General features: G+C 40.5%; 9 protein-coding genes. 7 read left to right on the forward strand and 2 right to left on the reverse strand.

The genetic code is table 11. From position 1 onward, the window contains the following. Window positions 1–117: 117 nt before the first annotated feature. Both ADM33_RS00005 and ADM33_RS00010 read right to left on the reverse strand, forming a co-directional pair. Window positions 118–1,644 carry an ATP-binding cassette domain-containing protein gene (locus ADM33_RS00005; protein ID WP_049502641.1) on the reverse strand — a complete coding sequence of 509 codons (1,527 nt, stop codon included), beginning with the start codon at window positions 1,642–1,644 and terminating at the stop codon, window positions 118–120. A 276-nt stretch (window positions 1,645–1,920) separates the two neighbouring features. After that, a complete protein-coding gene (locus ADM33_RS00010; RefSeq protein WP_049502642.1) occupies window positions 1,921–2,250 on the reverse strand; it encodes a hypothetical protein in 330 nt (109 codons plus the stop codon). 646 nt (window positions 2,251–2,896) lie between these two features. Between ADM33_RS00010 and ADM33_RS00015 the strand changes: the two genes are divergently transcribed. The 7 genes from ADM33_RS00015 to ADM33_RS00045 all read left to right on the forward strand — a co-directional run bounded on the left by ADM33_RS00015 (window position 2,897) and on the right by ADM33_RS00045 (window position 12,074). Beyond that, window positions 2,897–3,439: a YceD family protein gene (locus tag ADM33_RS00015; protein ID WP_049502643.1), complete on the forward strand. Its 543-nt coding sequence runs from the start codon at window positions 2,897–2,899 to the stop codon at window positions 3,437–3,439. Next, the gene (gene nth, locus ADM33_RS00020; RefSeq protein WP_049502644.1) at window positions 3,440–4,069 is read left to right on the forward strand and encodes an endonuclease III; all 630 of its coding nucleotides are present in this window, start codon (window positions 3,440–3,442) and stop codon (window positions 4,067–4,069) included. A gap of 209 nt (window positions 4,070–4,278) precedes the next feature. Next, window positions 4,279–4,800, forward strand: coding sequence for a bifunctional pyr operon transcriptional regulator/uracil phosphoribosyltransferase PyrR (gene pyrR, locus ADM33_RS00025; protein WP_049502645.1), 522 nt, complete (start codon window positions 4,279–4,281; stop codon window positions 4,798–4,800). A 17-nt stretch (window positions 4,801–4,817) separates the two neighbouring features. Next, on the forward strand, window positions 4,818–5,741 hold the full coding sequence (locus ADM33_RS00030; RefSeq protein WP_049502646.1) for an aspartate carbamoyltransferase catalytic subunit: 924 nt from the start codon (window positions 4,818–4,820) through the stop codon (window positions 5,739–5,741). A 49-nt stretch (window positions 5,742–5,790) separates the two neighbouring features. After that, window positions 5,791–6,870 carry a carbamoyl phosphate synthase small subunit gene (locus tag ADM33_RS00035; RefSeq protein ID WP_049502647.1) on the forward strand — a complete coding sequence of 360 codons (1,080 nt, stop codon included), beginning with the start codon at window positions 5,791–5,793 and terminating at the stop codon, window positions 6,868–6,870. 337 nt (window positions 6,871–7,207) lie between these two features. Continuing rightward, complete coding sequence (gene carB, locus ADM33_RS00040) at window positions 7,208–10,384, forward strand: carbamoyl-phosphate synthase large subunit (protein ID WP_049502648.1); 3,177 nt, start codon at window positions 7,208–7,210, stop codon at window positions 10,382–10,384. Between the two features lie 355 nt (window positions 10,385–10,739). Further along, a complete protein-coding gene (locus ADM33_RS00045; protein ID WP_049502649.1) occupies window positions 10,740–12,074 on the forward strand; it encodes an Nramp family divalent metal transporter in 1,335 nt (444 codons plus the stop codon). Window positions 12,075–12,290: the final 216 nt, after the last annotated feature.

A 12,290-nucleotide genomic window follows, 5' to 3' on the forward strand; every position in this document is an offset into this window, starting at 1 on the left:
AAAAGCTGATGAAATCAGCGTAGTAGAGCCCACTCAACCACTGCGTCTTGCTCGATAATCCAAAGACAATTGAGAGGCCAGGACTTTTGTCCCAGCCTCTTTTGAGATTTTCTACATTTATAAATCCTGTAAATCAACGACTTCCAAACCATGTTCTGTCAAACGATAGATATTCGTACAGACTTCTTTTAAGAAACGTCGATCATGCGAAACAGTAACCAGACCACCGGGATAATTGGCAAAGAGTTTTCTGATTTCTGGTTGAGAAGTTGGAGAAAAATTTCGTGTGGGTTCATCCAGAAGGAGAAAGTTTGGTTTTCGCAGCACTAAATTCAAAAGAAGGAGTTTACCTTGTTGACCGCCCGATAATGAGCGGATATGGTGGTGCATCTCTGGATAGCTGAAGTTGAGACTAGCTAAGTGAGATTGGATTTTCTGTAATTCCTCTTTGTGTCCAGTTTGGCTAAGAAATTCTACTGGAGATAGATCCAAATTCAATGTTTCTTGGTAATCTTGTGGCATAAATCCAAGCGAAATCTCTCTTTTGTCGCTTAGTAGTTGCTGCAACTTGCCTAACAGAGTCGATTTTCCAATACCATTAGGCCCGATGATACCGATTTTTTCTTGACCACGGACAGTTAATTGTAGCCCTTGAGCTAAAACACGCTCACCAATGGACAAATTTTCATTTTCCAGTCGAAGTAAGACTTTAGAAGCTGCTAATGGCTCTATATCTGAAAAGAAGAGTTGGATGTGTTCCTCTTCAAGTGGCTTTTGGGTCAGGGACTGAGCTGCTTTTTCGTAGCGTTTTTCTTGAGAGAGAACATTTTTCATCTTTTTAGCCAATAGGCGACCGGCAGTACTGTCTTTGGTAGCTCGAAGTGCAGTTTCTACATTTTGCTTGACGCGACGATGCTTCTCCATGGTTTTGTCATAGGCTCTCTGGTCGTTAGCAGCTTGCTGACTTTGTCTGGCAAAATTAGCCTTTCTCTGCTCGCTATAGCGATCATAGTCTAAATGCTCGACTAGGGTTTCAGCTTCCTTTCGATGCTTGACCAGTCGCAAGTGGACAATAGTATCTGCCGTTTGAGAGAGGAAGTCTTCATCATGGGAAATGAAAATAACAGTTTGCCTGGTCTTTTGAATCTGACCTTTTAGCCAATCAACCGTCTCAAGGTCTAGGTCATTTGAAGGTTCATCTAAAAATAGAATCTCAAAAGGTTTTGCTAACTCATGGATGAGCTGAATTTTCAAAGCTTCGCCCCCCGAGAGACTCCCAATTTCTTGGTTGCTAGCAAAACGGTCGCTATCAAAATGCAATTCCTCAGCCAAGCGATAGAGAATGCTGAAGTCCAAATCAGCAGACTCTAAAAAGAAGTAGTCCTGTAGAGATTTTTTCTTCAATTCTTCAGGGAGATGTTGGGGAATGTAGGCCAAGGACTGAAGGTCAGATTGAATGTCGCCCCTGATAGTGAAATCCTCTAATCTTTCTCCCATTAAAGTTTTAAGTAAGGTTGATTTTCCATTTCCTTCTTCGCCGATAATAGCGACCTTTTCTCCGTCTTGGATAGTCATGGTTAGGTCAGATACAAGATCTCGTAGATCTTTGTTTTGTGTGATGGTTAGATGATTGATTTTTATCATTTTGTTGCCCTTTCTAGAATGTCTATATTACATAACAAAAAGCTCTACTTTACCTAGTAGAGCCAATTGTCTATGTCAAAAAATTCTCTTTTAAAAGGGCTGAAAAAGCAGCAGAAAAAAGAGCACACAAAAAGAGACAGAAACAAGATCTACTAAATAAAGGTTCTTTATTTGATAGACTTAGTTGTTCATGTCTCCCTTACCTCCGAAAATTATTATGTTTATTTTATACCTTTTGGAACACTTTGTCAAAAGAAATGAGAAATTCAAATCTTTCTAGAAACCAAAAACAGGTCCATAGAGTGTTAAAACGTGCTTAACTTGATCGTAGTGGAACTTGTCATAGTTTCGCCAAGCAGTGCGAGCTTCTTCATTAAATTTAAGTGTGCCAAGTCCAATCAAGAGACTGGTACGTTGGTAAAATTTCTCAAGGTCAATTAAGATAGAGTTATCTAGTTTCTCAGCCTTTTTAAGTTGATTGAGAAGCTGGTCAATAATTTGCTGCAAGCGCAGATCATCAGGCAATCCTTGTTTACAGTTTTGTATAGCTTGATTTAATTCTGAAACGAGTTGATAGGCTTCAGCTAAAAGAACTTTGTCTTCCATATGAGCGTCCTCCTTTGCTCATGTATTGATGCCTATAGTATAGCACAAAAAATAAAATTGTCATAATAAATATATCAAAAAATCAATCATATAAAACAAAAAGGATTTAGCTCTATCCATAACAGAACTAACCCCTTAGAAGCAATAGATTTTTAAGGATTTGAATTTCGATTGTCAATCAGCAATCAGTTTTTCTAATTTCCAGATGCTGAACCAAAATGAAATGGTAAGGAGTATTAGGAAAATAAGGAAAGTTGTGCCATCGACCAAACTATTATTCATGCCACACAATCCTTTCGCTAGATAGGGAACTAGGGGTATAAGACACACTGTATAAGGGTGACTGTTATCCTTACTGCCGAGCTGGTTACAGTATACTCCTTTCTACTTTATCATTCCTGTCTTTTTTATAGTCTTTTGAATATCGGAATTCAATTATTTATAGCTAAAAGTAGAGTTAGGAAGTTCATATTCCTACTAGTTCTCCGAATTATTTTTAAATTTTCTATCTACCAATTTTGTTTCTATTATAGAAGAACACCGACATTTGGAATGGAAAACTCTGACTTTTAAATTCAAAGTTTGGAAGGCTTACTTCTAGCATTTTCATGGTATAATCAAGATAGTAAATCTTTATGGAGGAAGTATGAAATTAAATATTCAAGAAATTCGTAAGCAGCCTGAAGGTTTGCACTTTGAGCAAACTTTAGACTTAGCAGCTGACTTGCGTGCCCGTAATCAAGAAATTTTAGATGTAAAAGATATTGTCGCTATTGGAAAAGTTCAGTACGAAGACCTTATGTTTTTCCTAGACTATCAATTGTCTTATACAATCGTTTTAGCTTCTAGTCGTAGCATGGAACCGGTAGAATTGAAAGAGTCTTATCCAGTAACAGAAGTCTTTATGGAAGGTGCTACCAATCAACTGGACCAAGAAGTTCTAGATGATGATTTGGTCTTGCCTATCGAAAATGGGGAAATTGACCTGGCTGAAAGTGTTTCAGACAATATCTTGCTCAATATTCCAATCAAGGTCTTAACAGCTGAGGAAGAAGCTGGTCAGGGATTTGTTTCTGGAAATGACTGGCAAATCATGTCTGAGGAAGAGTATCAAGCTCAACAGGCAGTCAAGAAAGAAGAAAATAGTCCTTTTGCAGGTTTACAAGGACTGTTTGACGGAGACGAATAGATGGTTTTATCCAAGAAACGTGCCCGTCATGTCATTGAGGGAATCATCGCTCTTTTTCCAGATGCAAAACCAAGTCTAGACTTTCGCAATCATTTTGAACTTCTGGTTGCTGTTATGCTGTCAGCTCAGACGACAGATGCGGCAGTCAACAAGGCTACACCAGGACTTTTTGCGGCCTTTCCAACCCCGCAAGCTATGGCAGATGCAAGTGAGAGTGAGATTGCCTCGTATATTTCTCGTCTTGGCCTTTATCGAAATAAAGCTAAGTTCCTTAAGAAGTGTGCCCAGCAACTACTGGATGATTTTGATGGTCAAGTCCCTCGGACTAGGGAAGAATTAGAGAGTTTAGCAGGAGTTGGTCGTAAAACAGCCAACGTAGTTTTGAGCGTAGGCTTCGGTATTCCGGCCTTTGCAGTTGATACTCACGTAGAGCGAATCTGTAAACACCACGATATTGTAAAAAAATCAGCTACACCCCTTGAGGTCGAAAAACGTGTCATGGATGTATTGCCACCAGAAGAATGGTTGGCAGCCCATCAGGCCATGATTTACTTTGGTCGTGCTATTTGTCATCCGAAAAATCCAGAATGTGATCACTATCCACAGTTATACGATTTTAGTTCATTATAAGGCTTAGCATTGAATGTTTTTACTTGCTTTGAACTAGGCTTTGTGATATAGTAATGACAATAAAATATTCCTTTAAACCTGTCCCGTGAGGCAGGCAAGGAGCTCGATAAAGTAGAAGGGTAAGTCTATGCTGTTTCCAGTATGGCTCGCTTAATGATACATTCTCAAGTCTCCTTGTTTAAGGAGACTTTTCTTTTTGGAGGTTTGTCATGAAGACAAAAGAAGTTGTAGACGAATTAACCGTCAAGCGAGCGATTACTCGGATTACCTACGAGATTATCGAGCGAAATAAAGATTTAAACAAGATTGTATTGGCTGGGATAAAAACACGTGGTGTCTTCATTGCTCACCGTATCCAAGAGCGTTTGGAACAACTGGAAAATATCTCTGTTCCCGTTGTAGAATTAGACACAAAACCTTACCGTGACGATGTCAAAAGTGGTGAAGATACTTCCTTAATTTCTGTTGATGTGACAGACCGCGAAGTCATTTTGGTGGATGACGTACTTTATACAGGTCGTACAATCCGAGCTGCTATTGATAACATTGTCGGCCATGGTCGTCCTTCTCGTGTGAGTTTAGCTGTTCTGGTTGACCGTGGACATAGAGAATTGCCAATTCGTCCAGACTACGTTGGGAAAAATATTCCAACTAGTCGTTCTGAAGAAATCATCGTTGAGATGACAGAACTTGATGGTCAAGATAGAGTTTTGATTACTGAAGAAGCTTAATAGCTAAAGGAGTAGCCATGTCAGAAAATCAACAAGCATTGAAACATGTGGTATCCATGGAAGATCTCACTGTAGATCAGGTTATGAAATTGATTAAACGAGGAATTGAGTTTAAAAATGGAGCAAAAGTGTCTTACGAGGACCAATACATCGTCTCTAATCTCTTCTTTGAGAGTTCGACTCGTACCCACAAATCTTTTGAAGTAGCAGAGATTAAACTGGGCCTTCAGCTACTGGACTTCGATGTGAAAACAAGTTCAGTCAACAAGGGTGAAACACTCTACGATACAATTTTGACTTTGTCAGCCTTGGGAGTAGATGTCTGTGTCATCCGACATCCAGAGGTAGATTACTACAGAGAGTTGATCGATAGTCCGACGATTACGACTTCGATTATTAATGGTGGGGATGGTTCGGGTCAACACCCAAGTCAAAGCTTGCTTGATTTAATGACGATTTATGAAGAATTTGGACACTTTGAGGGACTCAAGGTAGCCATTGCTGGTGACCTTGACCATTCGCGTGTGGCTAAATCCAATATGCAAATCTTAAAACGCTTAGGAGCAGAACTCTACTTTGCTGGGCCTGAGGAATGGAGAAGTCAAGAGTTTGCAGATTATGGTCAGTTTGTAACTATTGACGAGATTGTTGACCAGGTAGATGTTCTGATGTTGCTTCGAGTTCAACATGAACGCCACGAAAGTGGAGCAGTCTTCTTAAAAGAAGAGTATCATGCTCAACATGGCTTGAACCAAGAACGCTATAATCGCTTAAAAGAAGAAGCAATCATTATGCATCCGGCTCCTGTGAATCGGGATGTGGAAATTGCCGATCATCTTGTTGAAGCACCAAAATCACGCATTGTCCAACAAATGACCAATGGTGTCTTTGTCAGAATGGCAATTTTAGAATCTGTATTGACTTATAGAAACGCAAAATAGAACACAAAACGTTAAAAGACGCCAGCGAGCGTCCACGAGAGGTGAATTTATGACTAAACGACTTCTAGTTTTAGAAGATGGAACAATTTTTGAAGGAAAAGCCTTTGGGGCTGATATCGATGTAACTGGTGAAATTGTCTTTAATACCGGGATGACTGGCTACCAAGAATCCATTACGGATCAGTCCTACAATGGGCAAATCCTAACCTTTACCTATCCCTTGGTTGGGAACTATGGGATTAACCGTGATGACTACGAGTCTATCAGTCCAACTTGTAAAGGTGTAGTAGTATTTGAAGAAGCTCGTAGAGCCAGCAACTGGCGTAACCAGATGACACTGGATGAATTTTTGAAGTCTAAGAAAATCCCTGGTATTTCAGGTATTGATACACGTGCTTTGACAAAAATCATTCGCAAACATGGGACTATGAGAGCGACTCTGACACATGTGGGAGATAGTATCGATCACATCACAGATCAGCTTCAAGCAACTGTTCTACCAATTGACAATATCAAACAGGTTTCTACAAAAACTGCTTACCCAGCTCCAGGAGTAGGTTTGAGCGTAGTACTTGTAGACTTTGGTCTTAAGCATTCAATCTTAAGAGAGTTGTCTAAGAGAGATTGTAATGTAACGGTCGTTCCTTATACTACAACAGCAGAGGAAATCCTCCACCTAAATCCAGACGGAGTTATGTTGTCAAATGGACCGGGAAATCCAGAAGATGTACCAGAAGCACTCGAAATGATTCGTGGTATCCTCGGGAAAATTCCAATCTTTGGTATTTGTATGGGGCACCAGCTCTTTGCAATGGCAAATGGTGCCAAGACCTATAAGATGAAGTTTGGTCACCGTGGATTTAACCACGCTGTACGCGAAATTGCGACAGGGCGCGTGGACTTCACGAGTCAAAACCATGGATATGCAGTGAGCCGTGAAGATTTTCCAGACCATTTGATGATTACTCATGAAGAAATCAATGACAAGTCAGTTGAAGGTGTACGTCACAGATACCAACCAGGTTTCTCTGTGCAATTCCACCCAGATGCTGCACCAGGTCCGCACGATGCAAGTTATCTATTTGACGAGTTCATCGAGCTGATGGAAGCCTTCAAACAAACAAACTAAAGACGAGTGTGAAATCGTCGGAGAATTTATTTAATGGCAACCCGAGAGTTGCCGAATAGAAAGGCAGGTCGTTTCTTTTAGTCGCTATCAGGCGAACTAAAAACTCCCTGCACTAGATTTTTTATCGAAAGATATCGTTTCTCTAAAAAATCGTCGGAGAATTTATTTAATGTCGCCCTGTGAGGCGACGAATAGAAAGGAGAAGGGTGAGCCGTATTTGCTGAACTGAATACGGGCTACGGACGGTGCTAAAAAGATAGTTATTCCTAGAACTGACAGTTCTTCGTCATAACTCCTATTTTAGCTTTGTCCGCTTGACGCCCTTAATATCTTATAAATGCCTAAACGTACTGATATTCAAAAAATTATGGTGATTGGTTCTGGTCCGATTATTATTGGTCAGGCTGCTGAGTTTGACTATGCTGGGACTCAGGCTTGCTTGTCTTTGAAAGAGGAAGGGTATGAGGTTGTCTTAGTAAACTCAAACCCTGCAACTATCATGACTGATAAGGAAATTGCAGACAAGGTTTATATCGAACCGATTACACTTGAGTTTGTGACTCGTATTCTCCGTAAAGAACGTCCAGATGCCTTGCTTCCAACACTTGGTGGGCAAACAGGGCTTAACATGGCCATGGAATTGTCTAAAAATGGCATTCTTGATGAATTGGGAGTAGAACTTCTCGGGACTAAATTGTCTGCCATCGACCAAGCTGAAGACCGCGATCTCTTTAAACAATTGATGGAAGAATTGAATCAACCGATTCCAGAATCAGAAATTGTAAACACAGTAGAGGAAGCAGTTGCCTTTGCAGCGACAATTGGCTACCCAGTGATCGTCCGTCCAGCCTTTACCCTAGGTGGTACTGGTGGTGGTATGTGTGCCAATGAGGAAGAATTGCGTGAAATCGCTGAAAATGGGTTGAAGTTGTCACCTGTTACCCAATGTTTGATTGAGCGTTCGATTGCTGGTTTTAAGGAAATCGAATACGAAGTCATGCGTGACTCGGCTGACAATGCCCTTGTTGTATGTAACATGGAAAACTTTGACCCAGTCGGGATTCATACAGGGGATTCCATCGTATTTGCCCCAGCGCAAACTATGTCAGATTATGAAAATCAAATGCTTCGTGATGCAAGCTTGAGCATTATTCGTGCCCTCAAGATTGAAGGTGGATGTAATGTTCAGCTAGCACTTGATCCCCACAGCTTCAAGTACTATGTTATCGAAGTAAATCCTCGTGTATCTCGTTCGTCAGCCCTTGCTTCCAAGGCGACAGGTTATCCAATCGCTAAATTGGCTGCTAAGATTGCAGTCGGTTTGACCTTAGATGAGGTCATCAACCCAGTTACAGGTTCAACTTATGCCATGTTTGAGCCAGCCCTTGACTACGTTGTTGCCAAAATTCCACGCTTCCCATTTGACAAGTTTGAAAAGGGTGAACGCCGTCTTGGTACTCAGATGAAGGCGACTGGAGAAGTTATGGCCATTGGTCGTAACATCGAGGAGTCACTTCTTAAAGCTTGTCGCTCACTTGAAATTGGGGTTCACCACAATGAAATGCCTGAGCTTGCAGATGTTTCAGATGATGCCTTGATTGAAAAGGTTGTTAAGGCTCAAGATGACCGTCTCTTCTACGTATCAGAAGCCATTCGTCGTGGTTATACACCTGAGGAAATTGCTGAGCTTACAAAAATCGATATCTTCTATCTGGATAAACTCTTGCATATCTTTGAAATTGAGCAAGAATTGGGCTCACATCCACAAGATCTTGAAGTTTTGAAAATAGCAAAATTGAATGGATTTTCAGACCGTAAGATTGCTGAACTATGGAAAACGACAGCTGACCAAGTTCGCCAGCTTCGTTTGGAAAACAAGATTGTCCCAGTTTACAAGATGGTTGATACCTGTGCGGCAGAATTTGAATCAGAAACTCCTTACTTCTATTCAACTTATGGTTGGGAAAACGAATCCATCAAGTCTGATAAGGAATCTGTACTAGTCCTAGGTTCTGGTCCAATCCGTATCGGTCAAGGTGTGGAGTTTGACTATGCAACCGTACACTCTGTTAAGGCAATCCAGGCTGCTGGTTACGAAGCCATCATCATGAATTCAAACCCAGAGACAGTGTCAACAGACTTCTCTGTATCAGACAAACTTTACTTTGAGCCATTGACATTTGAAGATGTCATGAATGTCATTGATCTTGAACAACCAAAAGGCGTTATCGTTCAATTTGGTGGTCAAACAGCTATCAACCTTGCTGAGCCCTTAGCAAAAGCAGGTGTGACCATCCTTGGGACACAGGTTGCTGACCTAGACCGTGCCGAAGATCGTGACCTCTTTGAGCAAGCCCTTAAAGACTTGGATATTCCACAGCCACCTGGACAAACAGCAACCAATGAAGAAGAAGCTGTGCTTGCAGCTCGCAAAATTGGCTTCCCAGTCCTTGTTCGTCCTTCATATGTTTTGGGTGGACGTGCCATGGAAATCGTTGAAAACGAAGAAGACCTTCGCTCTTATATGCGTACTGCTGTTAAGGCAAGTCCAGACCATCCAGTTCTTGTTGACTCATATATCGTTGGACAAGAATGTGAAGTTGATGCTATCTCAGATGGACAAAATGTCCTTATCCCTGGTATCATGGAGCATATCGAACGTGCTGGTGTCCACTCAGGTGACTCAATGGCCGTGTATCCTCCACAAACCTTGTCTCAAAAGGTTCAAAAAACCATCGCAGACTATACTAAACGTCTTGCAATCGGCCTTAACTGTCTTGGTATGATGAACATTCAGTTTGTCATCAAGGATGAAAAAGTCTACGTTATTGAGGTCAATCCACGTGCCAGCCGTACTGTTCCATTCCTATCAAAAGTAACCAATATCCCGATGGCTCAGGTTGCAACTAAGTTGATTCTTGGTCAAAGTCTTGAAGAACTTGGTTACCAAGATGGACTTTACCCAGAAAGCAGTCGTGTTCATATCAAAGCGCCAGTTTTCTCCTTCACTAAGCTCGCGAAAGTAGACAGCTTGCTCGGTCCTGAAATGAAGTCAACAGGGGAAGTTATGGGTTCTGATACGACTCTTGAAAAAGCTCTCTACAAGGCCTTTGAAGCTTCTTATCTTCACTTGCCAACCTTTGGAAATGTTGTCTTTACTATCGCTGATGATGCCAAGGAAGAAGCTTTGGATTTGGCTCGTCGTTTCCAAAATATTGGTTATGGTATCCTTGCGACTCAAGGAACAGCAGCTTTCTTTGAAAGTCATGGCTTGAAGGCTCAACTCGTTGGTAAGATTGGTGATGATGAACATGATATCCCAAGCTATGTTCGTAAAGGGAAAATCCAAGCTATCATCAACACAGTTGGTACCAAGCGAACTGCTGATGAAGATGGTGAACAAATCCGCCGTTCAGCTATCGAACATGGTGTACCACTCTTTACAGCCCTAGATACAGCGGATGCTATGCTTAAGGTACTTGAAAGCCGTAGCTTCGTTACAGAAGCAATTTAGTTTCTTGTTAAATGATCTAAGTAGCTTTTATCCAGCGTCAAAAGACGCTGGTTTTTCCTCTTTTATAGAGAAATCGAGTTAGAAATAATAGTTACAGTTCACTATTAAATGTCAAAGTTTATCAATAGATTTATCATTATCGTTAATGAGTAGACTTATTCTGACTTTCCCTAAAATTTTGTTGAATTTTCTTAAGTTTTTATCATATTTTTTATAATTAAGGTGCCTTAAGAAAAATAATGAAAAAACTAAATGTTTTTCATATAGTTTTCATTGTTTTAATAGTTTAAAGTCAATCTTATTTTTCTCTAATAGAAAATAATGAAAAAGTAGGTTTAGAAAGAGGTAAGTATCTATGTCTTCTCATAAAAAAGTGTCACTCTCTGAGATTAATCAATCTATCGATACTCCAAATAACAATCATTTCTGGCAAAATTTAAAGGCCTTTTTAGGTCCGGGTGCTCTTGTCGCAGTTGGTTATATGGATCCAGGAAACTGGATTACCAGTGTAGTCGGTGGTGCTTCCTATAAGTATAGTCTCTTGTTTGTTATCTTGATTTCATCTCTCATTGCCATGCAACTTCAGCAGATGGCAGGAAAGCTTGGTATTGTAACCCAGATGGACCTGGCTCAAGCAACGGCTCATCATTCACCTAAATGGCTTCGTTATAGTCTATGGGTGATTTTAGAATTAGCCTTGATGGCGACAGATCTGGCAGAAGTTCTAGGTTCAGCGATTGCTCTCAATCTTCTCTTTAAGATTCCGATTATGATAGCAATCCTCTTGACTGTGTTGGATGTCTTTCTCTTATTGCTTCTTATGAAGTTTGGCTTTAAGAAGATTGAAGCTATCGTTACCACGCTCATTTTAACCATTCTAGCAATCTTTACTTACCTAGTAGCTTTGTCACATCCAAGCTTCCAAGGAATCGTTGAAGGTTATCTGCCAAACGCAACTTTATTTGAAAGTCCTATGCCTGGGCATGAAAGTCAATTAACCTTGGCGTTGGGTATCGTGGGTGCGACTGTTATGCCCCATAACCTCTATTTACATTCTTCCTTGTCTCAGACTCGGAAAATCAATCATAAGGACAAGAATGATGTTCGAAAAGCCGTTCGTTTTATGACTTGGGATTCTAATCTCCAGTTATCCTTGGCCTTTGTGGTTAACTCCCTTCTTTTGATCTTAGGTGCGGCTCTCTTTTTCGGACATGCATCTGAGATTTCTGCTTTCTCTCAAATGTATAATGCCTTACAGGATTCAACCATTGCGGGAGCTATAGCTAGCTCAACCTTATCAACTTTGTTTGCCTTGGCCCTATTAGCCAGTGGTCAGAATTCGACTATCACGGGTACTTTGACTGGACAAATCGTTATGGAAGGTTTCTTGCATATGAGATTGCCACAATGGTTTATTCGTTTGGCGACTCGTCTCTTTGCCTTACTGCCTGTCATGATAGTAGCGGTTCTGTTCGGTCATCAAGAAAAAACCTTGGATCAGTTATTGGTTTATTCACAGGTCTTTCTTTCTATCGCTCTTCCATTTTCAATCTTCCCCTTGATTTATCTTACTTCAAAAAAAACACTGATGGGAGAATTTACCAATGCCAAATGGAATACCATCCTTGGTTATATCGTTTCCATTATCTTGACCATCCTCAATGTGAAATTGCTGTTTGATATTTTTTAAGATCTTTTAACATGAAGTAGAAAAAATATCATTTTGATGATTAAAATTGAAGAAAAAAATCACCCAAGAGTTGAATCTTGGGTGATTTTTTGGAATCCTCATCTTAGATGAAAAATCCATTATAAAAAGAGGCTGGGACAAAAGTCTTAGCCTCTCAATTGTCTTTGGATTGTTGAGCAAGACGCAGTGGTTGAGTGGGCTCTACTACGCTGATTT

Origin of the sequence: Streptococcus oralis (genome assembly GCF_001075875.1) — a bacterium.
GTDB lineage: Bacteria > Bacillota > Bacilli > Lactobacillales > Streptococcaceae > Streptococcus > Streptococcus oralis_I.